Origin of the sequence: Flavobacterium sp. 103 (genome assembly GCF_003096795.1) — a bacterium.
GTDB lineage: Bacteria > Bacteroidota > Bacteroidia > Flavobacteriales > Flavobacteriaceae > Flavobacterium.
Map to the genome: position 1 here is coordinate 2,661,643 of NZ_QENX01000001.1, position 24,344 is coordinate 2,685,986.

Genomic DNA, 24,344 nt, shown 5'->3' on the forward strand with positions numbered 1-24,344 from the left:
GCAATTCGAGTAAGATGGTTATGATTGATAGTATAATTTTGAAGATCATATCTACACTTTAAAAACATCAACATTTCTTTGATTTACTTTTTCAGAAATAACCGCACCATCTTTCATAAGAATCGTTTTCTGCGAAAAAGAAGCATCATAATCAGAGTGCGTAACCATTAATATTGTTGCGCCGTTGGCATGTAAATCAGTCAACAATTCCATTACTTCGTTTCCGTTTTTACTGTCCAGATTTCCTGTAGGTTCATCGGCAAGAATAATTTTCGGGTCGTTGATCAAGGCTCTTGCGACCGCTACACGTTGTTGCTGTCCACCGGAAAGCTGTTGCGGATAATGTTTTAATCGATGCGAAATGCCTAATTTGTTAGCAATTGCTTCGACTTTTTTCTTTCTGTCCCCCGAAGAAACTTTGTTGTAAATCAGAGGCAATTCGATATTGTCATATACTGATAGTTCATCAATTAAATTGAAATTCTGAAAAATGAAGCCAATGTTTTCTTTTCTTGCTCTCGATTTTTCTTTTTCTTTCAGCCCAATCATTTCCTGATTAAGCAATTGGTAACTTCCGCCGGAGGCGCTGTCCAGCAATCCAACAATATTCAATAAAGTTGATTTCCCGCTTCCCGAAGGCCCCATAATGGAAACAAAATCTCCTTGTTTGATGGTTAATGAAATTTCGCTTAGTGCCATTGTTTCCACTTCTTCGGTTCTGAATATTCTTGAAAGGTTTTTAATTGTGATCATACTATTGTTCGTTTTTTGATTGATGCTATTTTATATAATTATTTATTGTTATTTTCTTTTGCTTCTTTCATCGCTATTCTAAACTCAAAATTTCTATGTCCTTATAATCTTTATAGGATGAGGTAATTACTTTTTCATCTGCCCTCAAGCCGCCAAGCACTTCATAATACAGAGGGTTTTCTCTCCCTAGTTTGATAGCCCTTCTTTCGGCCTTGTTTTCATTGACAACAAAAATCCATTTACCGTTTGTTTCTTCATAAAAGCTTCCCTTTGAAAGCACTTTGGTTTTTGTTTTTTCAGATAAATTTAATTTTACCCCAAAACTCAATCCTTGTTTTAAATCTAGTTTTTCAGAGGAAACAAAATCTAATTCCACTTGAAACCTTCCGTTTTTAACTTCGGGGATTACTTTGGTTATTTGGACTTCGACAGCTTTATTGTCAAAATCAACCGTTCCTTTTTGTTTCTCAGCAATTTTGTCCAAATAGAACTCATCTATGTCAGCGACCAATTTATACCCTTTCATGTCATCAATAGAACCAATACTTGTGTTTTGTGCATAGGTTTTGCCCAATATTGGTTCGAATGAAGAAAGCCTTCCGGAAATTGGCGCTGTGATCAGAAAATTCTTTTTGTTCATTCTTAATATGTCCAAACTTTTATTCATGAAACCAATGGATTGATTGAGTTGCCCAATCTGAACTTGATTGGCTAGTTTTTCTTTTTTGACACTTTGCTTAATAATGTTCATACGCTCTTTTTGAAAACGATAATTCTCTTGAGTCTTTTCCCATTCATTTTTAGACAATATTTCCTGTTCAAAAAGTTTTTTGTTCAAATCGTATAAATTTTTGGCATCCAAATAATCGTGCTCTATTGCAATCAAATCTTTTTCCAAATTCAATTCCTGGTTTCTCAAATCGAGCTTGGCTTTGTTTAAATTATTGATTTGTTCAATGATTGCTGTTTCTTGCTGCATATAGGCCAATTCTGCATTAGGATTGTACAATCTTGCCAGCGGTTGTCCTTTGATAACCATATCACCATTTGCAACAAATATTTCCTGAACCGCTCCGCCTTCAATTATATTAACCAGCATCGAATGTAAGGGAACCGCTTTTGCCTGAAAAGACATGAAATCTTCAAAATAATTATTCTCAACTGTTTTAACCGTGATTTCGTCTTTCTTTATTGTAAGACTTCTTTTCTTGGTTGCTGAAGTAAAAACGAAATATCCAAAGAGTAAGATAATTGGTAATGCGATTAAAAGATACTTATTTTTGTTAGTTTTACGTGTAATTATGGTGTCCATTGCTGATAATTTGATAAACCTAAAGGGATTATCGTGCCAGAAATTTAAACATCATAATCCGCTTATTTTTAAGACTTTATTTTTTAACTAAATATTTCAAGTGTTCGATAATGAACACCTTTTGTCCGAAACCGAACAACAATGAAATCGCTATGATTCCAAATTATAATCTAAAAATGAAGAATAGCGATACCATGTTCCTCTAAAAAAACAAATATTAGCTCCGCATGAAAAAGACCAACGCCTCTATATTAATCATAGACGACCAAGAAGACATTCTTTTTGCTTCCAAAATGCTCCTAAAAAAGCATTTCGAAAGCATTTTTACGCTCAATAATCCGAAAAATGTGGTTGAATTATTGGCAAAAAATACGATAGATGTGGTTTTGTTGGACATGAATTACAGAATAGGTTTTGAAGATGGGAGGGAAGGTTTGTATTTGTTAAAAGAAATAAAAACGCTTTCGCCAAAGACCGTTATTATTTTGATGACCGCTTTTGGTAAAGTGGAGACCGCCGTTGAAGGTTTAAAAGCGGGTGCTTTTGACTATATTTTGAAACCTTGGGAAAATGAAAAATTACTTAGCGTTGTAAAACAGGCAGTTGATAAAAGCCGAAAAGGACAAAAGAAACCAGATACTATTGAGAGTGTGGACGAATTCTTCATTGGTAATTCGGAAGTAATAAAAAAGGCTTATACTCTGGCAGATAAAGTGGCCAAAACGGATGCCAATATTTTAATCCTTGGCGAAAACGGAACCGGTAAATATGTTTTGTCATACCATATCCATCGGCAATCAGAACGAAAAAGCAGTCCTTTTATTCACGTAGATTTGGGGTCATTAAATTCCAATATTTTTGAAAGTGAATTATTTGGTTATGCACAAGGCGCTTTTACCGATGCTAAAACGGATACCGCCGGACGCTTTGAAATGGCTCAAAACGGGACTATTTTTTTGGATGAAATAGGGAATGTTCCCCTGCATCTGCAATCGAAACTTTTGCAGGTTATTCAAACCAAAACAGTAACGCGATTGGGTGAGTCTAAGCCAAGGCCTTTGAATGTCCGTATTATTACAGCCACCAACCTGAATTTGAAACAGGAAGTTAGTGATAAAAACTTTAGGGAAGATCTATATTATCGCATCAATACCATGGAAATTGTGTTGCCGCCATTGCGGGAGCGAAACGAAGACAAAATTCCATTGGCACATTATCTTTTACAAAAAATGATGACTAAATACGGTCGAGACGAAATTACTCTTGACGAAAAGTCATTAGATCAAATTGAAAAGCATGCTTGGAACGGAAACATCCGAGAAATGGAAAACAGAATAGAGCGTGCCGTGATTCTTTGTGAAAACAATCGTATCACTGTTTCAGATTTAGATTTGGAACAAATAACGACTTACGAAGAAAATCAAGACGATATTCAGCTGTCTGCCGTTGAAAAATCAGCTATTGAAAAAATACTGAGCAAGAACAATAACAATATCAGTAAAACGGCTAAAGAATTAGGATTGACAAGAGCCTCTTTATACCGGCGTTTAGAAAAGTATAACATTACCATTGGCTAATATGCATAAATCACTGAAAATACATCATTTCCTTTTTCTCCGATTAATATTTATTCTTTTTGGCACGGGAATTTCCATATTTCTTTTTCAAAAAGGACTTGTTTTTTCGGCTATATTCGGATTTCTCATCATTTTTCTGTTCCTTCTTGAACTGTATTTTTATCTAAAAAATGCATTTTCAGTTTACGACAGAACAATTACTTCGATTTTGCAAAATGATTTTACATCCAGTTTTGCAAAGTATAAATCCTATCAGAACTATTCCGCTTTATTCAAATTGTATGAAACGCTTAAAAAGAAAGAAAATGAGCAGGTTTCAAAAGATATTGTGTACCGTTCTATTTTAAACAACATCGAAACAGGAATTATTATTCTGCAAAAGGAAGAAACCGATTGGAATATCTTTTTAATGAATGATTATTTTTCAAAACATTTTGATGTCCCAAAAGTTTCCAGATGGAAGTATTTAAAAAATTACCTGCCTAAGTTGTGTGAAATTATTGAAGGTCAGGGTTTTCAAGAAATTAAACAATCATTAGAGATTCGTGTTAATCACCAGGACACACAGACGTTTGTGATGCAAACCTCCAGAAGTCAGATTTTTAATCACGATTACTTTATTGTTTTACTGGATTCGATCCAAAATGTAATTGAGAAAAAAGAGAAAGAGGCTTGGATTAATCTAATGAAAGTTATTTCTCACGAACTGTTGAATTCAATTACTCCTATTCGGTCACTCTCGCAGAATCTGCAGGACTTGGTACAGCAGGAAACCATTTCTGCGGAAGATCTGGACGATATGAAAAGCAGTGTTGCCACGATGTTGAGACGAAGCGATCATCTGCAGCAGTTTGTAGAAAGTTACCGTAAACTGGCCATGTTGCCTTCTCCCAAAAAAGAAAAAATTGAACTTTCGAAATGGATTGAAAACAGTTTTCAAATTATGGCTCCATTGTTTAAAAAAGAGGAAATCGAAGTAGTGAACACGATTGCGTTCGACCGTAGGTTATATCTTGATCCGCAACAAATGGAGCAGGTATTGATTAATCTTTTGACAAACTGTATTTATACTTTGAAAGAAACGCTGAATAAACAGATTATTATTTCGGCTGAGGTCAAAGAAAAAAGAACTTTCATCATGATTAGCGACACAGGAAAAGGCATAGAAAAAGAAATTGAAAGCAAAATATTCCTTCCATTTTTTACCACCCGAAAAGAAGGAGCTGGAATTGGACTGACCTTGTCCAAAAACATTGTAGAAGCACACGGCGGCTATCTGGCATACAGGAATGATGACGGAAAAACCACTTTTGTGATTTGTCTGGTGGATCGTTAGTTTTAATTTTGGATTAATCTCTCGCTTTGTTATATCAATTAAATAATTCCTAGCACTCTAAATGAAACATTTTTTCAGGTTAACCTGTATTGCCATCGCAATTGTACTAACTTCGTGCAGCTCTTTTGGACAGAAAAAAGACGACTATGCCGCCAAAATTGACAGCTTGATTCAAAAAACAAATCCAAGAAGTTTTAATGGGGTTGTTTTTATACAGCAAAACGGAAAAAGAAAATATGCAAAATCATACGGCTATTCTGATTTCAATAAAAAAACGACTTTGAAAATTTCTGATAAATTTTCTACCATGTCAATTGCCAAACAATTTACCGCTGTGCTGATCTTGCAGGAAGTAGAAAAAGGAACAATTGATTTGCAGACACCTATCCGCAACTATTTACCGGATTTTAAATATTCCTGGGCAGACACTGTTACTGTTCATCAGTTGCTTAACAATACTTCGGGTCTGAATAGTGAAGATATTGACAAACCTTTAAAATTTGCACCGGGAACCGCTTTTAGTTATTCAAATATTGGCTATTATGTAGCAGGGCAGGTTCTTGAAAAGCAAAGTCACAAAAGTTTCGAGGAATTAGTAATGGCCTTATTCAAAAAATGTAAAATGAATGACAGTTATTATCCTAACAAGAGCAATAATAAGTTTTTGACAAAAGGGCACACCGTAAAAAAAGACGGTTCTTATAAATTGAATGAAAAATTAGATTTTGACATTCATAATTATTTTGGAAGCCATTTAATAGTTTCAGCTCCTGATTTAGCAAAATGGAACGAATGTCTGCATAATAGCAAATTACTAAAACCCGATACTTATAAAATGATGACCAGCTATTCCATTACCAATACGCATCAGCTTTTTAGTGAAAAACCGATCGGCTATGGGTATGGATTGCGAATAAATGACAAAGACAGCATAATGGAAATTGGCCACACCGGTTTTCATCCAGGCGAAGGATTTACAGCGGTCAATTTATATTATCCCAAAACGAATACCAGCGTGATTGTCATGGAAAATCAAGCAAACGAAAATTTTGATATTGCTTACTATTTTGAGCAGGAAATTAGAAAAATTGTCAAAGAAAGTAACCTTTTGAAATAAGACTCCTGTATAAAAAAAACAATATTGCTGCTGTGTATTGCTCTTCTTTCGGTTCAAACATTTGCGCAGACTTCGACTGGACTTCGAAAAAAGCTGCAGGAAAATAACTCCAGTGGTTTTTTAATTAGATTCTAAACCATTCTTTATGTTTTATTCCGACAACTGATAAAACTATTAAACACCAGCGGTACTTCAAAGTAATTACGATCTTGCCGGAAAGCATAAATATAAAAAAGGCCCTTGCTGTAAACAAGTGCCTTTCTATTATAAAGTAATTTTATTTTGAGTTAACTTTTTACAGCTGAATATTCAAAAGATTAATAAAAACCATTTGTTTATTGCCTTCTGTTTTCGCCAAAATTAATCTTTTAGCTTCTGGTAAATAATTCGCAAAGCCTGTGATTATTGTTCCATCATCATCTAAAGATTTTATTTTAAGATTGTTGTCAATAGAACCGTTATTTAATCGGTAAATTCCAGGAACTTCATATTGTCCGCTTAGATGTGTGTTTAGAAAATAGTTCCCTTTAATGTTTTGAACACCAATTGATTTATAACCTTCTCTGGTTGGTCGTACATTATAATCTACAGTTCTTGTCAGTTCCCCACTCATATTAAATAGTAGCAAACTTGGGAAACCGTTTGAGTATTCCGGAATTTTGAACGTAGAATTTGGAAAGGTAGGATCCGGTTTTGTTCCGCTCTGAAAGTCACAGTCTACAAATAAGTTGATTTCATCATTTTGTATAGACAAAGTATTGAAATTAACTTTCTTTAAATCCTTAATATTTCTTAAACTTTCTACAGGATTATTTTTTAGGATCGTACCTGCATTTAGATCATAAACAAGAACTTTATCAAATTCGCCGCGATTTATTCCGTGTGCATAATTATTAAATGCGATCAGATACTCGTTAGGACCTACTGAAAAAGAAAGCGGTTTCTTAATCTTCACATCTTCTTTGCCAAAATCTTTGTTTTCAACAGTATTTCCGTCTGCTATGGCCAATACGTTTTGAGATCCGGTTTCTTTGGTTGTTCTGACGAAAATCACTTTTCCGCTATCGCTTAAAACTACATTGTCTGTAAATGATAATAACGGAAAGGAAACGTCTTTTTGCCAAAGTAAATCTCCTGTTCTTCCATCTATAATGGTACATTGATGTTCTTCTGCAATTTTCTTATTTGCAAATTTACTGTAAACAATTCCGAAATAGTTTTTGTTTTGTGAAACCATTGCATAAGTAGTTCCAGATTTTGAAAGGCTTTCAAAAGTATATTCCGCGATTACTTTTTTGTCAAATAAACCCGTTTTTTTATCAAATGTAATTTGATGAATTTCTTTCTTTTTTGTTTTATTGGAATAACAATCCGTCAAAACTATAAGCTTCTCTTTTCCAAGCTCGTAACTTCCAACATAATTATGAAGTGTAAATGTGTCTTTATATGGAAATTCTTCTGTAAAGGTCTCAACTAATTGATTTTTTTGATCAAATTTCCTAATAATAATTTTGTTGCTAGACTGCATTCCGGCGTCCACATTTATTATAGAAGACATATAATGATTGTAGTTATCAACCAAAACTACTTTAAAATCTATTTCTCGTGAATCGTAGTCAAATTTAGTTCCGTATTCTTTATTAATCTGGCTAAATCCAGAATGGCTTACCAGTAAAAAAAGGAGTGCAAGTATTTTTGTTCTCATAATAGTAGTTTTTAAGTCGTTTTGTAAATTTGCTTTTCGATGGCTTTTAATTCGGTTTCTTCGCTTGAATTTAACTTGATGTAAATTAAATTTTCCTGCATCTCATTAAGTACTTTTTCTGCTTCAGGTTTTTTATCCAATGCCAAATTCAAATTCATTAAATTGAAGTAAATAAACTTTGCAATTTTTGCGTTAAAATCGGCTTTTGGATCTTTAAAATCAATCTTAGTTAAGATTTCTCTCCAAATATCAATTCCTTTTTGCATTCCGGTAAAAGCTGCGGCATTAATTTGCGGATTTTCAGGGCTTAATTTTTTCAAATTAGTTGAAACATAAATATGTGCTTTTTCCAAATCATCATATTGCCCTTTGTTTTTAACACTCTGAAGTCTTACACTATATCGGATTGTTTTAAAAGCAAATGTTTCATTTAAATAATCATTGATAAAAGCTACGACTTTTTTCAAATGTTGTTGTTCTTCACGAGGTTTATTGATATTGTTCGTTGGAGACGAGCTAATGTATTTATATTCCTGAAAAAAGATTTTATTTATTTTTTCTTGCCCATTTTGCTTTACGATAAGTGTTGTAGGCTGATTGGCATACGTTTGTCCTGAATTATCCTGAAAATTAGTTTTTTTGATGTCCAATAAAATAGTCAGATAATTTCCGTCTTTAGTAAAACCGTCAATGTTTACCTGAGAAGCTAAAACATTATTGTCAATAATAACAAAGTTTTGAAGATTTGGTTCGTGATAAACCGGTTTTAGTGGTGCTACATAAAGCGGTCTGTTTGGAAGAACAAGTCTAGGATTTTGATTTTTATCCTGTAGCGTTAAACGCTCTAATAAAGTAAGCTTTTTAAATTCTTCAGATTCTGATTTATACTTAGCATTGGCTTTTGCTACATCAGCATCATAATCTGCTATTTTTTGTTTAAACTCGTTTTCACTATCTGCAGTTACCTTATCAAAATTCTTTAATTCGGTTTGAAAATCAACTTTAGATTGGGCATAAACTTCATCACTTGTCAAATTGTAAGGCGAAGTAACTTTTACTGAATACTGACGTGAATTGGCGTCGATACTAATTTTTGGTTCTCTTAAAACCTGGTATTCTACTAATTCTGTTGAAATGCTTTGTGCATTTAGAGTAAAAAGGGGAAACAGAAAAAGACCTAGTAGGTAATTTAACTTCATATGATTTAGGTTTAAAATTCTTTCAAAAATAACATAATATAAATACAAAATACATGACTTATATCAAAACATAAAGTCATATTGCATTTAGACAAAGTTAGCTTTTTAAGTTGTTGATTTTTCTATTTAGATTTTTATTGATGAATTAAATAAGGGTAACTGTTGTTGTTTTTGAGAGAATTCTTGTTCTATTTTATAGTTTCTAAATTATCCAAGTCCGATAACCTATAAAATTTCAGGTTATTCAGTTTCATGTATTTGCATAAAAACTCTAAAGTTTCAATTCTTGTCTGATAATTGCCGGTCAATTTTTTAACGGGTTTGTGGCTGCATAGAATCAATATTTTATTCTTTTTCTTGGCATCATCCAATAATTCCAAAAGATAAGGAATGCTAAAATGAACGTGACTATCGTCAATATCAAAACCATAAAGAAATTTAGAATTTCTAAAATAACAACCCTCTTTTTCAGGAACATCTTCGCAAAAAGCTCTTCCTCGGATCACTTTATATTTGGCTGACAATGCTGCATCAAGCGCATCAGATCGTTCGCCGTAAGGATAGGCAAACGATGTAACATTAAAGGATAATCTTTTCATCGAAGCCATCATGGGGTCTATTTCCTGTTTCATATACTCGTTAATCCCATGTGCTGCTACAAATTTGACGGCATTGTAATGGTGGTATCCGTGACCTGCAATTTCGTGACCTTCCTTTTGCAATTCAAGTAGTTTTTTGATTTGAGGTGTGCCAATAGAATCAATTCTGCAAACACAAAAAGTAGCTTTCCAATTGTATTTTTTCAAGACTTTATCGGCATCAAACCATTCATCTATATAAGCATCATCAAAAGAAATAACCACTCCCGCTTGATATGCTTCAGGTTTTTCCGCTTTCTTTTCACAAGAAAGTAATACCAAAAATGTAGAAACTAGCAAAATTTTAAATAAAGATAATTTCATGGATTACTTTGTTTTATTAATGAATAGAATCGACATTCAAATTTAATCTTTTTTACTTCTTTATTTTTACGGATTCGCGTTTTAAAGAACCAAAATCACACGTATATATCCTCGAGTTCGATAGCGAGGATTTGTAAACGAGCGAAGTGAACTGACACAGTAATCCATGCCCACAGCAATATGCCATAAAGTTAACACACAAAAAAAGCTGCAAGAAAATAATTCCTGTAGCTTTTTTTTATAAAATTGAAATTACGAATCTTTGTGGGTATTGATTAAATCCGAGCGATAGCGAACTGACGAAGTAAATCCTCGCTATTGGGTTTTATTTACTTCCTTTTTTTAATAAATCATTTGGACTGATAGCCGGCAGAATAAAATCACTTAAAACAGTTCCTTGGAAACGGGTCATCAAAATTCCGCATGATGTTGAATATGTTACAAAAGCTAATGCATTCCACTTTTTGCTGACGATTTACATTAGTTAACCGATTTAAAAATAAAGATTACCGGCTAATGGCGTTTATTGTTTTTCAAAATAGAGATAATTAGTGCTAGTACCTACATCGCGTAATCTTACTTTTGAATTATTAAACTCAAATAATTCCCAATTTTTATTCAATTTACTAAGTAATTCTGAACTGAAATTTAGTTGCAATTCCCTATCACCATTCTGTATTGTGCTCTCCCATTGACCGGTTTCCGAAAGCGTCCCTTTGGTTGCAACCACCGATTTGTCACTTTTAAAAACAAATGAATAGCCACTATAAAAAGAGGTTTTTTCTGAATCATCAAAAAAATACGGTATAGCCCAAGCTCCATTTGTTATTGTTCCCACAAAATCAAGTGTTACTAAGTTATTTTCCGGGCAGTAATCAATAGCATATTTTATGGCATTTTCGAAATCTAAATTATTTGTAATTGATTTTGTTTGATTACTGTAATCTACTATGGAAATTGGATAACTCAATGAAATATACTGACTAGCGTTCAAATTTTTTATAAAATTGAAAAAGGCTTGATCACTTACAATCGACACAGAACTTGCGACTTGATTCGCGCTGTTATAGATATTAATTGTTATGGGATAATTGATGTTTAGTCCATTGATTTTGGATAAAAGATCAGGGTAATGATTCCAATAATCGATTAAGGAATTAAAATTGGCTTCATCTGGAATATTTTTTTCGTAGTAATTATAATAGATCATTGTTACGGGAAAATCTATTTTTACAATATCATCATCATAAGAGTTTGCATTGATATTGTCTACTACCTTCTGATAATCAGCGGCTGTATTAATTGCAATTTTTTCATTATTGACAACAACTGTATAAGGAGGTTTTATTGTACAATAACTGGACTTATCGATTACATTATCCTGCACGGTTTTAACCATTGCAACCCTTTGCAAATTGGAAATAAGAGGGGAAACATTCGTAACGGTTTCTTGTTTATTATAATCTTGTTGATCCATTTCACTTTGACAAGACAATAAGAACAAGAAAGCGATTATTGATAAATATTTTTTTAGAGGAAACATATTTATATTTTTACAAAGATAATAAAATTAAAAGAAAATTTTTTATATATGTGTCATCAAGGGCTTCGACTTCAGTTTTTTAAATTCCGAATTTGTATAAGAAAGTAACATTTCACCTTTTATAAAACAATCAGCTTTACTTTTACCCTACTTAAACTAAAAATAAATACTTTTACTATGTTCAAATTAAAAAATCTAAATGCCAGATAAAACCCAATCAGAGACATGCGACGAAATAATCTTTTCGTCTTTTTTTAAAAGTCAGGTAAAAGCACTTAGAAATTTTCTTTTTTACAAATTTGGCAATAGGGAACAGGCAGAAGATTTAGCTCAGGAAGCATTTATAAAACTTTGGCAAAACTGTACTTCTGTACCACTGGAAAAAGCAAAATCATATATATATACGATTGCAAATAATAGCAGTCTTAACGTAATTGCACATCAAAAAGTTGTTTTGAGGTATGAAAAAAACTTCACAGGCTTAGATAAAACAAATGAAAATCCAGAATATCTTTTGGAGGAAAGACAATTTCAGGCCAAACTTTTGAAAGCTATTGAAAACTTAAGCGAAAAACAACGCATTGCCTTTTTGATGCATCGAATTGATGGAAAAAAATACAGCGAAATTGCATTGGATTTAAACATTAGCGTAAAGGCAGTGGAAAAACGAATTCATTTGGCTTTGGTAAGCTTGCGCAAAGAAATTGAGTTATAAAAGTAGGGGGAATTTGATTCCAATTGTTTTAATGATATAATACCGGAACAATGAAAAAAAATCGCTTATTGGCAAAATGGCTTAACAACGATTTGGCGGAAGAGGATTTGGCTGAATTTAAAGCAAGCCCTGATTTCGAAAAATACCAAAAAATAAAAAATTATACGGAACATTTGGAGGTAGATGATTTGGATGAAAATGCCATGTTATCCAACATTCTTAAACAGAAAAAAGTCACTCAAAAAGTAGTTCCCTTATACAAAAAATGGATGTTTCGAGCTGCCGCTATCTTTGTATTGGCTCTTGGAATTACCTTTGCTTTGAAATTTTTTGTACCTCAAACGCAAACAGCAAATTTTGGAGAAAAAACAACTTTTTCATTGCCTGATAATTCTGAAGTGGTGCTAAATTCTGGGTCTGAAATAAACTATAAAAAAGGGAACTGGGATAACAACAGACATCTTGAACTCAAAGGGGAAGCTTATTTTAGGGTATCCAAAGGACGACGATTTGAGGTACAGACCAGTCTTGGAAAAGTATCGGTTTTAGGAACCCAATTTAACGTTAAGGCCCGAAAAAACAGGTTTGATGTAGTATGTTACGAAGGACGTGTAAAGGTTAATTATGGAAACACTCAAATTCTGTTAACTCACGGACAAAGCGTTAGTTTTGAAAACGGAAAACAGACCAGAATGAGAATACGTTCATTGAGACCAGAATGGATGGAAAATCAAATATGTTTCTCTAAAGAAAATATCAGATCCCTTTTAGACGAAGTGGAAAGGCAATACAACATTACTATCGAATTAAGCGCAAAAGACACAACATCATTATTTACAGGGAAATTACCCTCTAAAAACCTAGATGTGGCTTTGCAAATTATTAGTACAACTTATCATTTGGAGGCCAAAAAAGTCTCAAAAAATAAAATAATTTTTGACGAAAAATAAATGTTGCTCCCCAAACGATTTCGTTTTTTGTTTTTTTTATTTTTCCTTGGCCTGAATCTTTTTGCTCAGGACAACGGGAAAGTTATGCCTTTAAAAAATATCATCTTTGAAATTGAACAACAGCATCAGGTCAGTTTTAATTACACTGAGGATAACATTGATGGCATTCAATTAAGTCCTCCAAAAAAATCACTTTCTTTAGATCAAAAACTGCAATATCTTGCAAAAGAAACCAATTTATCTTTTGAAAATATAGGTAACAAATTCATTAATATTTATAAAAAAGAGAAAGAGTCTAAAATAATTTGCGGGTACATTTTTTCTGGTACGGATAAAAAGCCCATTGAAAACGCAAATATTAATGTAATAGATAAAACGCAGATTACAACTGATTCAAATGGTTATTTTGAGTTTAAAAAAGAGAATGCAACTATAGTGTTGATTAGTCACATCGGATTCATGACTAAAAGAATTGCGGTCGATAATCTCAACTCCAAAGATTGTCTCCAAATACAATTGGAACCTGAAATTACAGAACTTGAAGAAATTAAAACCAATGCTATTTTGGCTTCAGGAATTTCAAAAAGCAAGGATGGGTCATTTGAAATTAAACCCAAGAAATTTGGTATTCTGCCGGGACTTATCGAACCCGATGCTTTGCAGGCAATGCAGCAAATCCCTGGTGTAAACAGCATCGATGAAAGTGTGTCGAGTATCAATGTGCGCGGTGGTACACACGATCAGAATTTATTTTTGTGGAACGGAATAAGAATGTACCAAACGGGACATTTTTTTGGTTTAATATCGGTCTTCAATCCCAATTTGGCACATACTATTTCTATTTATAAAAATGGGAGCTCTGCATTTTTTGGAGAAAGTGTATCTAGTGTTGTAGCTATTTCTTCTACTCCGGAAACAGCAGAAAAAAACACTGCAAGTGCTGGAATAAATATGATTAATGCTGATATTTATGCGAAGTACAATCTTTCGAAAAAGAATTATATAGAAATTTCGGCACGCAAATCCATTACTGATTTTGTAGAAACTCCTACTTACAAAGAATATTTCAATAAAATATTTCAAAACACTACAATCACTGATTTTTCGCAAAACCAGAATATCAATTACCAAAGCGATAAAAAATTTGGTTTCTACGATGCCACTCTTAAATTTGCTCAAAACATAGGTGTTAAAGACCAATTGATACTGGACTTAATAACCATAAAAGATAATTTGGAAGTCTTTCAAAGTGCAACTGCAAAGGACGTAAACAAATCGGAAAACAATATTTTACGCCAACAAAATTATGGTGGAAATTTAGCGTGGAAAAGAAACTGGAATAACTTCAACACAACTAAAATTAATATTTATAACTCTGCCTATGAGCTTTTGGCCGACCAAAAAAATACAATTGGAAATCAAATCGTCATTCAAGAAAATACCGTTAACAATAATGGAATTAATTTAGAAAATTACCATACGATTAGCTCTAAATTTAGTGTTAACGATGGGTATCAATTTAATGAAATAGGCGTTACTAATTTAGAACAGGTAAGCAATCCCGATTTCTATCGTAAAGTTAAAGACGTCCTCAGAACCCATGCCTTAATTTTGGAAGGAAAATACAACGATACACTTTCCAGAATATATCTTAAGGCAGGAACCCGAATTAATTATATCGAAAAATTTGAAAAATTTATTGTAGAACCCCGTATTCAATTTGGTTATGGCATCAGCAAAAGTCTAAATTTAGAACTGCTTGGTGAGCTAAAAAGTCAAAATTCGCAACAAATCATTGATTTGCAGAAAGATTATTTTGGCATTGAAAAGAGGCGCTGGATTCTCTCAAACAATACAACAATCCCCATTCAAAAAAGTAAACAAATATCCTTAAATTTATTCTACAAAAAGAATAATTGGCTGTTGGATATAGAGAATTTTTATAAAAAAGTAACTGGAATTACAACGTCAAGCCAAGGTTTTCAGAACCAATTGGAATTTATTCGAACAACGGGTGATTATGAAGTTTTAGGGACAGAAATGCTTGTTCAGAAAAAAATAAATCACTTTCTGACCTGGTTAAGCTATACCTATAATAAAAATAATTATTTCTTTCCTAATTATGAATACCCAAGTTTTCCAAACAATTTTGAGCTAACTCATACGCTATCTTGGGCAGGAATTTATGAGAAAAATAATTTCAAAATTGCTTTGGGAACAAAATTATCTTCAGGCAGACCAAAAACCTCCCCAAACAGTTCTCAAATAGACCTTTCAAATCCAATATTGGTTTATAATGAACCAAACAACACCAATTTAAATATTTTTTCACAAGTTAATTTCTCCTCTACTTACAAGTGGGAAACTACAAACGGAATTCAATACAAATTAGGGATATCCATCCTGAATGTCCTAAACAGAAAAAATGAAATCAACGAGTATTATAGAATAAGTTCTTTAACAAATTCTATAGAGGAAGTTGAAACATCTGCACTTCGAAGAACTCCGAATATTAGTTTTAGAATTTCATTCTAATTCCATTTCTGCAAGGTTTGTAAAAAAATCTTCACCCTATTTTTATTTTTTTTTATAAAATAACAATTCTTTGGTAGGGTAATCTGCATCAAAGTTGTTTTACTTATGAATCAAGAAAAATAAAGAAAGGACTTCCTTAGAAAAAACGAAGCTATCCGATTTTAAAAATGAGGTCTCTTTTATTAATCCAGTAAATTAATTGACTATGAAAAAATTAAAAGCAGTCTGTTCAGTGTTAGTTGTAGTTTTGACAATGATGTCATGTAGTGGAGGCAGTGATGATCCAGTGAGTCCTCCCGTAACACCGCCAACAGGAGGTGGTGGAGGCTCGACAGTAACCAATCCAACTTACACAGCAAATATTAAAGCAATTATTGATGGAAATTGTATATCCTGTCACGGTCCGGGAGGAGAACAAAGCAATCATCCACTTCTAACCTATGAACAAGTAAGTGCCAGATCTTCGGATATAAAAGAAAGAATAGGAAAACCAGTCGGAGACCCTATGGTGATGCCTAAAGGGGGGAAATTGTCTCAAACCAATATTGATTTAATCAATAAATGGATCGACAATGGTATGCCAAATTAAATTCATTAGGTAAAAAGAAATGAGTAAAAAAATCAAAATAATCCTTTTTGCCCTAATCGGAATTATCCTGATTGGTTCATTTGCCTATAATTATGTAATGTATGGTGGCTCCAGAAATTTGACAACCGAAAAAACGAATTTCGTAGTTACTACGGCATCTATTACTTCAGAATTTACGGCTAACATCGAAACCGCAAATAAAAAATATCTTGAAAAAGCAGTGGCTATCAATGGGAAAATCACTGCTTCCAATGGGAATGAAGTAATTCTGGACGAAATTGTTGTTTGTAATTTTAAAAATCAGGATTCATCAATCAAAAAAGGTCAAATGGCAACTGTTAAAGGGAGGATTGTAGGCTACGATGATTTGATAGGCGAATTAAAATTGGATCAATGTTTTGTAATCAAAAATTAAATTAAATGAACATAAAATTATTTTTATCCTTAGTATTTGGTCTTTTGATTATCGGTCAAGCATCAGCGCAAGATGATTTGTTAAAAGAACTGGACACCGTAAAATCCAAAGAAAAGCAAGTTGAAATTGCGAGTTTCAAGGGACTGCAAATTTGCAACATGCAATCAACAAAATTAACGGCCAAAGGCGAATGGTATGTATTGATTTCACACCGTTTTGGCGATTTAACCGAAGGGTTGGACAATTTTTTTGGACTTGATGATGCCTACACAAAATTAGGGGGAATTTATGGCGTGACAAACTGGTTGTCAGTCGGAATGTCAAGGCAGACCAATAATAAAATTTATGAATTAACGGTTAAATACAGGTTGAAAAGCCAGGAAACAGATGGGTTTCCTGTTACGATTGTGGGCTACAACACTATGGATATCAATACAAACTTAAGCACAGATATCTATCCGGGACTAGAAACCTATAATCGTTTTGCTTATTCTACCCAGTTACTGATTTCCAGAAAATTCACCGAGAAGTTTTCGGCGGAACTAACGCCAATTTATATTCATAAAAATCTATATGATCAAACTACCGAAAGAGAAGATCAATTTACGGTGGGAATAGGAGGAAGATACAAATTAACAAAAAGATTGAGTGTGAATTTAGAATATGCACCGAGAATAAATGCACCAGAAAACACGGTATATCATGATTTACTTTCGATGGGATTGGACATAGATACGGGCGGACATATTTTTCAGTTAGTATTCTCGAATTGCCAAACGATGAATGACGTTTATTTGTTTTCCAATGCCACAGGAAAATGGAATGGAGGAAGCCTCTATTTTGGATTTAACTTGTACAGGGTTTTTTAAAAATTAATAAGATATACTAATGAAAAAAACGCAACTATTTTTGATGGCATTATGCAGTGTATTTATTGTTTCCTGTGAATCAAACACCTATGACGAGGTTGGGAAACAAACAGGAAACCCTACTTACGAAGCGGATGTAGAGCATATTATTCATCATAATTGCCTTAGTTGCCATTATGGAGCAAATCAATATCCAAATCTGGAAACCTATGATGGAGTAAAAAATGCTTGCATTAACGTTAATCTGGTTTGCAGAATCGAATCGGAAAACTGCGGGGAAAGAATGCCGCAAGGAGGGAAGTTGCCTCAATCGGATATTGATTTGATAAAACTTTGGATAGCTAACGGATTTGTGGAAAAATAAACTAAAATGATAAAAAAAGCAGCATTATTGATGATTTGTTTTTTTGTGGGAAACATAATTTTCTCCCAAAAAATGATGACCCGAACCGGGGAAATTAAATTTGAGGCCTCAGTACCTTCTTTTGAGTCTGTTGCAGCCGAAAGTAATTCAGTTTCTGCAGTTCTGGATGAATCGAATGGTGAATTTGCTGTATTGGCTTTAATAAAGACTTTCAAGTTTAAAGTCCCTTTGATGGAAGAACATTTTAATGAGAATTATATTGAATCTTCTATATATCCAAAAGCAACTTTTAAAGGGAAAATCATAAATTTTGATGTCTCAAAATTGACCACTTCTGGGAAATATGATTTGGAGGGCGATTTAACCATTCATGGTGTAACCAAAAAGATTAAAACTAAAATCAGCATGGTTTTAAAAGAGGGAAAATTATATACCACCAGTGGTTTTGCTGTTAAAGCTCAGGATTTTAACATAAAAATACCCGGTATTGTGAAGAGTAAAATATCGGAGGATGTCATTGTTACGGTTAATCTTGTTCTTGGAAAAAAATAATTTTATTAAAATTATCCATATCATCTTGCAAATATCACAGTACTGACATTTTGCGAAACAGGCACAATCAACAAATTTATTATACTTATTTAAATAATAGTAAAATTTGATAATTGTCTTTTTAACCTTTTTTTTTAACCTTAAAAAATATTTAATCATGAAATCTGCACTTAATTTTTCAGTAATCTTATTATTGCTTTTTATTGGGGTTTCTTGCTCCAATAGTGATGACAATCCGACTCCTGCGCCTACTCCTGTTATTGTTACCTTCAATGCTACTTTGGATGGTGCTAGTGAAGTGCCTGCAAATGCTTCAACCGCGACGGGAAGCGCAACATTGAGTTACAACAAAACAACGAAGATTTTCACGCTCAATCTTACCTATTCTGGTATAACACCAACCATGGGGCACATTCACGTTGGAGCAGTTGGCGTTAGTGGACCTGTAGTGTTTCCTTTTTCCAGTTTGACGTCACCTTTTAGCTATACCAGCGTTGCTTTGACTGCTGCACAAGAAGCTGACCTTTTGGCTAATAATTATTATGTAAACTTGCATACTGATGCTTTCCCAGGAGGAGAAATAAGAGGACAACTGGTTACTGCCAATCCTGCTGGAAGCGGTGGTGGAGGTGGTGGAGGCGGTGCATACTAACGCTTCTTCATTGCCTCAAAGTCAAAGCCTTGCTAATCAAGTAGTAAGGCTTTGCTTTTTTACAAAAATGAAACAAGTTGAGTCAAATTACTTTTTAAATCTTAATATTATTTCAAACCTGTTTCAAAATGGATCAATTAAAGTATTCGAATCAATAACGCTGCTTTACAAATTGGGATGGCTGCCAGATAAAAACGGATATGAATATGACGGAGAAAACAAACCTGAAGCAAGAAAATTATCACTAACTTTTTGGAATACATATGTAGAAGTTATTCAAATTATGAAAAGCTTTAGTCGAGAATAAAGTTACAATCATGGCCGGAACAAATGCCAATGTAGCCACTGTTGTTCCTGAATTTTCTCTTCATAATGAATTAGAGTCTTTATCCAAATCGGGAATGACTAATTCATAAGTACTTTATGCAGCCACAGTCGCACTAAGTATTTGGATGAAAAAGAGGACTGGAAAAATAAAAATAGGATACAATTCAGATTTAGTATTACTGACAAAAATTCCTTTAGAAGGTATTAGAAACACAAAGACAATAGAATATTTGTTTTTTGATAAATATGTGATTGATAAAATTCAAATTAGCACTATTCTAGAAGCGATAGAAGAGGCAAATAATGAAAACAGAAATATAAAAATTGACGAATACTTATAATTGAAAAAATTTCGGAGTTCTTAAAGCTCAGAATCTTCAATCTCATTCAGCTTAGGTACTGATATAATCTGCATAGTTATAACCGGATTTATTTAATAAACGGTATAGTTATTTCAGGACGGGTCAATACACAAAACTGCGTTAAAGATAATGTATAGCAAAGCCTAGTCAAAGGTATAGATAGTGTAGGAATAATGTATGAAACAGTAATGACCATTTTAAAAGGCAAAAACGGCACTTGATCCTTTTAAATTTTGGAGGTTTTTAAATTTTTCAGTTTACTACAAAAAAAAACTTCTCAATTTCTTGAGAAGTTTTGTGGAGTATCAGGGACTGTAATCGAACACTTGATACCTATTTAAACTTTTTTTGAAAGCTTAAAATAATATAAATTCAAAGACCAATAATGCCTTGCCATCAAATGGCATATTTGTCTTTGTATACTTAGTTATAATAAAAAATCATTTTAACAATTGCAGTGCATTTGCAGTTCTTACAGCCTCCATAGAGTTACTAACATTTAATTTCTCTAAAATATTCTGTCTGTGTCTATTGACGGTGTTAATGCTAATATTCAATTTATTGGCAATTTCTTTGCTGATTACTCCCTTACTTATTAAATTTAAGATTTCTTTTTCACGCACTGATAAGAGACCAATACAATTTTCGTATGCACCAACAGGAAAAAAAACACCCGTTTTTGTGTTTATTATTTTTCCGTCGATTCCGCTGAAAGACTCGGGTCTCTCATAAGAGTAGTTGTAAAGACAGACAGCAAGCCACAAGCCTCCTTGGGAACTGTTTTTTAGATAGAAATTTCGATGCAGAATATGCTGATATTCTTTATTGCTATTTATAGCTCTAATTTTACAATTGGTAGTATAGTTCAAGCGTTCTTCCGGTTTTAAAGTCTTTAAAAAATTAAAAAAATCTAATTCTAAAAGATGTCTGTCAAAGAGATCGTCAGGGTGAATCCGCTGGTAAATATCATCTTCCCAAATTGAATCAATAGTAAAATATTCAGAAGAATCCATCTCAAAAAAATTTCGAAAATTTCCCGATAAAATATAACTCTTTTTTTCTGCAAGGTCTGATATCACTGCTACAGAATGTTCTATCTGCACATATCCCTTCATCATCTCTACAACTTGATCAATTGATTCCCTGCGTTTATCTAAGCTGTCAAGAGATTCTGAAGAAAACTTATTTTCCATCTTTGTAATAACACTCATGCGAAATTGTATTTATTTGCTTTTAATAAAAATTTAAGATCATAAAGTTAATCAATATGAGTTGTTTAAAAATAAATGGTTATAAATAACTATTGTGTCATAAATTAGTATTTTATACTTTGCAGGCTAATAAAAAATTAAAAATCATGAAGAGAATCTGTTTAATTGTGATTATTTTAAGTATGACCACTGTAAAAACTAATGCCCAAAAATTGAATTCAATGAACTGGTTAAACGAACCGGAAAATTGGGAAATAAAAGACAATAAGCTTACAATGCAAGTAACACCTCAATCTGATTACTGGACAAAAAGCCACTATGGTTTTACGGTACATGACGGTCCGTTTCTTTACACTGAACGAAGCGGTGAATTTGAGGTAGTGGTTAAAATGAGCGGTGCTTACAAAACTAGATTTGACCAAGTGTGTCTAATGCTGAGAATAGATGAAAAGAATTATATCAAAACCGGTGTTGAATATGTCGATGGAATCTATAACATAAGTACAGTGCATACCATTGATAAAAGTTCTTGGAGTGTTTTAGGTTTAAAAGAACAGCCAAAAAATGTCTGGATGAAAGCTGTAAGAAGATTAGATGCTGTTGAAATTTTCTACTCTACAGATGGAAAGAATTTTACAATGACAAATACGGTCTATTTTCCAGAATTTAAAACAGTTCAGGTTGGCATGATGGCTGCAAGTCCAGACGGAAAAGGTTTCGCTGCAATATTTGAGGATTTCAAAATTACACACCTGCCGGACCAAAGACGATTAGAATGGTTGAAGAACAATCAATAAAGCGAACTAATTTGTCAAGAATGTTAACAAAAAACAACGCCATTGGAATCCAATGGCGTTGTTTGTTTTTGTGTGGGCGATGAGGGGTTCGAACCCCCGACCCCCTCGGTGTAAACGAGGTGCTCTGAACCAGCTGAGCTAATCGCCCTATTTTACTAGGTTGCTATCATTTTGTGATTGCGAGTGCAAATATAGGCTAGTTTTTCGCTTATGCAAAACATTTCTAAAGAATTTTTACTTTTTATTTTTAAAAAATATTCAGTTGTCTAATATTTAGAGTTTTAAAAAGAAAAAAATTTGCAATAAAAATGAGTTTAATTCTTGATTAAGGGGCTGAGAGACTAAGTTACTAAGATTCTAAGTTGGGGAACATCACCAAAAATTCGTTTAATCTATATAATCCATGAGCGATTGCGCTACAGGATTACTCTTTCTTGCTGTTTTTGGTTTCAATCCAACGAGACATGTATTTGGTGCTGGTTAAAGTGTGGTGCTGTAACAATGCTCCAACGAAATTATCCAAGCGATGTTGCGGTAAGTTGGAGCGTAAAAATTGGACTTTAAGAGCAAAATCGTTTTCAAACCGTTCTTTTGAATACCGTTGATTGATAATGGCGATTCCGTTTTGTTGTGCAGTCTTCCAAAGTTTTTTGTCTTGGTATAATTGGATGGCAGTTTGTGTAAATTCGTCTGCATCATCAGTTACAAATCCATTCCAAGGCAGATTTCCCTGCATAGATTCGGCACCAATAGTGGTTGTAACGCTCGGTGTTCCGCATTGCATGGCTTCAATCAGTTTTCCTTTTATGCCCGCACCAAAACGCAGTGGAGCCAAAACAATTCTTGCATTTTGGACTACTTCGTTGGCATCGATAGCACGTCCTTTGATGTGAAAGCCTTCTTTGGGCTGGTGCAATTGCATTACTTTTTGGGAAGGATAAGCTCCATAAATGTTAAGATTGGCATCTGGTAATTGCTTTCTTAGCAAAGGCCAAATGGTTTCCTTCAGATACTGAACAGCATTCCAATTGGGTTCGTGAAGAAAGTTGCCTATGAAAATAAAATCATTTCTTTCCTCAAAAGAAGGAAGCTTTTCAAAAGTCTTTTCTGAAAGAGGTTCTAGTAAAAAAGGCAAATAATACAGCAGTTTTTCGTCTACTTTAAAAGTGGTCTTCAGTAACTCTATTTCAAATTCAGAAATCATCAAGGAAAGGTCGCATCTCAGAATACTGGCGATTTCTCTTTTAGCAACTTCTTCTTTTAAAGTGTCGGCTATAGTGAAATCGTGATGTGCTTTGAATGCTTTTTGTCTTGCCAATCGCAGACAATGCAAGTCTTCGGTGTCCAATATTCGTAAGGCATCGGGGCAGTTTTCGGCAACACGCCACCCGAATTGCTCTTCAATCATGAATCGGTCAAACAAAACAACAGTGGGATTCAACTCTTTGACAAAAGCATCAAAGCTGGAGCAATTCAAGGCAATTGATTTTTTGTCCACATTCAATGAAGCCAAATCAACCATGTAATCACTGTCCATAGCCGGACTGGCAAATGTAATGGCATAGCCTTGTTGCTGAAATTGATCGATCAACTGCAACATTCTACCACCTGCAGCAGAAGAATTGGGCTCTGGCCATACGAAACCAATGACTAAAAGCGTTTGAATTTGGTTCATAATAATTTGAGATAATGGTGCAAAATAATACAATTTAGATGGTTAAAGCATCATTTTAAATAGAAAATCGGCAGGAATACACTAATTTTGCAGCACTAAAATCACCTGTTATGCTTGGATTAAAATTAGTTACGGACCCACGTTGGGTAAATATTGTAGAAAGTAATATTGAAGAAATATTGACTGATCACGCGTGGTGTGAACAAAAAGCAGCTTCCAATGCCATTAGTTTGATTACTTACAATTCGGAGTTGGAAGAATTGGTAACGGAGTTATTGGTAATTGCCAAAGAAGAATTGGATCACTTGCAATTGGTACACAATTTAATAAAAAGTAGAGGTTTGACTTTGGGCAGGGAACGCAAAGACCATTATGTGAATGAACTTTTTAAATTCATGAAAAAAGACGGAAGCCGCAAAGATGCCTTGGTGGATCGATTGTTGTTTTCAGCGATGATTGAAGCCAGAAGTTGTGAGCGTTTCAAAGTGTTGTCTGAGAATATAAAAGATCCGGAATTGGCTAAGTTTTATAGAGATCTTATGATTTCAGAAGCGGGACATTACACTACTTTCCTTGGCTTTGCCAGAAAATATGTAGACAATTTTGATGTAGATAAGCGTTGGCAAGAATGGATTGAATTTGAAACTTCAATTATTGTCAATTACGGTAAAAACGAAACCGTGCACGGATAAAATAACCTTTGAACGATACATTTTGCAGTTGTGTTCGATTATTGTTATTTTTCTTTTTTGGAAAATGGCAAATGCAAAATATAAACTTTTAGCCCCGATTATAGTGGAAATCCTTATAAGCCGGGGTTCGGCTTA

At 33.5% G+C, this 24,344-nt stretch carries 24 protein-coding genes and 1 tRNA gene; 16 read left to right on the forward strand and 9 right to left on the reverse strand.

Annotated features, from left to right (window positions below):
* Nucleotides 1-51 precede the first annotated feature (51 nt).
* The gene (locus tag C8C85_RS10835; RefSeq protein ID WP_116797087.1) at nt 52-753 is read right to left on the reverse strand and encodes an ABC transporter ATP-binding protein; all 702 of its coding nucleotides are present in this window, start codon (nt 751-753) and stop codon (nt 52-54) included.
* 73 nt (nt 754-826) lie between these two features.
* A complete protein-coding gene (locus tag C8C85_RS10840) occupies nt 827-2,065 on the reverse strand; it encodes an efflux RND transporter periplasmic adaptor subunit (protein WP_116797088.1) in 1,239 nt (412 codons plus the stop codon).
* A gap of 227 nt (nt 2,066-2,292) precedes the next feature.
* Here C8C85_RS10840 and C8C85_RS10845 point away from each other — a divergent pair, with 227 nt between their 5' ends.
* From C8C85_RS10845 to C8C85_RS10855, 3 genes are all read left to right on the forward strand, one after another.
* On the forward strand, nt 2,293-3,642 hold the full coding sequence (locus tag C8C85_RS10845) for a sigma-54-dependent transcriptional regulator (protein ID WP_116797089.1): 1,350 nt from the start codon (nt 2,293-2,295) through the stop codon (nt 3,640-3,642).
* A gap of 1 nt (nt 3,643) precedes the next feature.
* Nucleotides 3,644-4,978, forward strand: a complete 1,335-nt coding sequence (locus C8C85_RS10850) for a sensor histidine kinase (protein ID WP_116797090.1) — start codon at nt 3,644-3,646, stop codon at nt 4,976-4,978.
* Nucleotides 4,979-5,039: 61 nt separating this feature from the next.
* Nucleotides 5,040-6,095, forward strand: a complete 1,056-nt coding sequence (locus tag C8C85_RS10855) for a serine hydrolase domain-containing protein (protein ID WP_116797091.1) — start codon at nt 5,040-5,042, stop codon at nt 6,093-6,095.
* Between the two features lie 295 nt (nt 6,096-6,390).
* On the opposite strand, the gene C8C85_RS10860 is transcribed toward C8C85_RS10855, so the two are convergent.
* From C8C85_RS10860 to C8C85_RS10875, 4 genes are all read right to left on the reverse strand, one after another.
* Nucleotides 6,391-7,800 (reverse strand): hypothetical protein, encoded by a 1,410-nt coding sequence (locus tag C8C85_RS10860; RefSeq protein WP_116797092.1) that lies wholly within the window; start codon nt 7,798-7,800, stop codon nt 6,391-6,393.
* Nucleotides 7,801-7,811: 11 nt separating this feature from the next.
* The gene (locus C8C85_RS10865) at nt 7,812-8,999 is read right to left on the reverse strand and encodes a hypothetical protein (protein WP_116797093.1); all 1,188 of its coding nucleotides are present in this window, start codon (nt 8,997-8,999) and stop codon (nt 7,812-7,814) included.
* Nucleotides 9,000-9,187: 188 nt separating this feature from the next.
* Nucleotides 9,188-9,961 carry a polysaccharide deacetylase family protein gene (locus C8C85_RS10870; protein ID WP_116797094.1) on the reverse strand — a complete coding sequence of 258 codons (774 nt, stop codon included), beginning with the start codon at nt 9,959-9,961 and terminating at the stop codon, nt 9,188-9,190.
* Between the two features lie 523 nt (nt 9,962-10,484).
* On the reverse strand, nt 10,485-11,504 hold the full coding sequence (locus tag C8C85_RS10875) for a hypothetical protein (RefSeq protein WP_116797095.1): 1,020 nt from the start codon (nt 11,502-11,504) through the stop codon (nt 10,485-10,487).
* A gap of 199 nt (nt 11,505-11,703) precedes the next feature.
* On the opposite strand from C8C85_RS10875, the gene C8C85_RS10880 reads away from it, so the two are divergent.
* From C8C85_RS10880 to C8C85_RS10930, 11 genes are all read left to right on the forward strand, one after another.
* Nucleotides 11,704-12,219 carry an RNA polymerase sigma factor gene (locus C8C85_RS10880; RefSeq protein ID WP_116797096.1) on the forward strand — a complete coding sequence of 172 codons (516 nt, stop codon included), beginning with the start codon at nt 11,704-11,706 and terminating at the stop codon, nt 12,217-12,219.
* Between the two features lie 50 nt (nt 12,220-12,269).
* The gene (locus C8C85_RS10885) at nt 12,270-13,169 is read left to right on the forward strand and encodes a FecR family protein (RefSeq protein ID WP_116797097.1); all 900 of its coding nucleotides are present in this window, start codon (nt 12,270-12,272) and stop codon (nt 13,167-13,169) included.
* An 84-nt stretch (nt 13,170-13,253) separates the two neighbouring features.
* Nucleotides 13,254-15,704, forward strand: coding sequence for a carboxypeptidase-like regulatory domain-containing protein (locus C8C85_RS10890; RefSeq protein ID WP_243412098.1), 2,451 nt, complete (start codon nt 13,254-13,256; stop codon nt 15,702-15,704).
* Nucleotides 15,705-15,909: 205 nt separating this feature from the next.
* Nucleotides 15,910-16,293: a c-type cytochrome gene (locus C8C85_RS10895; protein ID WP_116797099.1), complete on the forward strand. Its 384-nt coding sequence runs from the start codon at nt 15,910-15,912 to the stop codon at nt 16,291-16,293.
* A gap of 19 nt (nt 16,294-16,312) precedes the next feature.
* Complete coding sequence (locus C8C85_RS10900; protein WP_116797100.1) at nt 16,313-16,708, forward strand: OB-fold protein; 396 nt, start codon at nt 16,313-16,315, stop codon at nt 16,706-16,708.
* Nucleotides 16,709-16,713: 5 nt separating this feature from the next.
* Nucleotides 16,714-17,577, forward strand: coding sequence for a DUF5777 family beta-barrel protein (locus tag C8C85_RS10905; RefSeq protein WP_207786929.1), 864 nt, complete (start codon nt 16,714-16,716; stop codon nt 17,575-17,577).
* Nucleotides 17,578-17,596: 19 nt separating this feature from the next.
* On the forward strand, nt 17,597-17,941 hold the full coding sequence (locus tag C8C85_RS10910) for a hypothetical protein (RefSeq protein WP_116797101.1): 345 nt from the start codon (nt 17,597-17,599) through the stop codon (nt 17,939-17,941).
* 6 nt (nt 17,942-17,947) lie between these two features.
* Nucleotides 17,948-18,493 (forward strand): YceI family protein, encoded by a 546-nt coding sequence (locus C8C85_RS10915; protein WP_116797102.1) that lies wholly within the window; start codon nt 17,948-17,950, stop codon nt 18,491-18,493.
* A 157-nt stretch (nt 18,494-18,650) separates the two neighbouring features.
* Nucleotides 18,651-19,145, forward strand: a complete 495-nt coding sequence (locus tag C8C85_RS10920; protein WP_116797103.1) for a CHRD domain-containing protein — start codon at nt 18,651-18,653, stop codon at nt 19,143-19,145.
* A gap of 67 nt (nt 19,146-19,212) precedes the next feature.
* The gene (locus C8C85_RS10925) at nt 19,213-19,452 is read left to right on the forward strand and encodes a hypothetical protein (protein ID WP_116797104.1); all 240 of its coding nucleotides are present in this window, start codon (nt 19,213-19,215) and stop codon (nt 19,450-19,452) included.
* 145 nt (nt 19,453-19,597) lie between these two features.
* Nucleotides 19,598-19,813 (forward strand): hypothetical protein, encoded by a 216-nt coding sequence (locus C8C85_RS10930; RefSeq protein ID WP_116797105.1) that lies wholly within the window; start codon nt 19,598-19,600, stop codon nt 19,811-19,813.
* A gap of 461 nt (nt 19,814-20,274) precedes the next feature.
* Here C8C85_RS10930 and C8C85_RS10935 read toward each other — a convergent pair whose 3' ends face one another.
* On the reverse strand, nt 20,275-21,045 hold the full coding sequence (locus tag C8C85_RS10935; RefSeq protein ID WP_116797106.1) for a helix-turn-helix transcriptional regulator: 771 nt from the start codon (nt 21,043-21,045) through the stop codon (nt 20,275-20,277).
* Between the two features lie 146 nt (nt 21,046-21,191).
* On the opposite strand from C8C85_RS10935, the gene C8C85_RS10940 reads away from it, so the two are divergent.
* Nucleotides 21,192-21,842 carry a DUF1349 domain-containing protein gene (locus C8C85_RS10940; protein ID WP_116797107.1) on the forward strand — a complete coding sequence of 217 codons (651 nt, stop codon included), beginning with the start codon at nt 21,192-21,194 and terminating at the stop codon, nt 21,840-21,842.
* Between the two features lie 73 nt (nt 21,843-21,915).
* Here C8C85_RS10940 and C8C85_RS10945 read toward each other — a convergent pair.
* Both C8C85_RS10945 and C8C85_RS10950 read right to left on the reverse strand, forming a co-directional pair.
* Nucleotides 21,916-21,990: transfer RNA gene (locus tag C8C85_RS10945), tRNA-Val, on the reverse strand.
* A 276-nt stretch (nt 21,991-22,266) separates the two neighbouring features.
* A complete protein-coding gene (locus C8C85_RS10950) occupies nt 22,267-23,517 on the reverse strand; it encodes a glycosyltransferase (protein WP_116797108.1) in 1,251 nt (416 codons plus the stop codon).
* Nucleotides 23,518-23,627: 110 nt separating this feature from the next.
* Between C8C85_RS10950 and C8C85_RS10955 the strand changes: the two genes are divergently transcribed.
* Complete coding sequence (locus tag C8C85_RS10955) at nt 23,628-24,209, forward strand: tRNA-(ms[2]io[6]A)-hydroxylase (protein ID WP_116797109.1); 582 nt, start codon at nt 23,628-23,630, stop codon at nt 24,207-24,209.
* Nucleotides 24,210-24,344: the final 135 nt, after the last annotated feature.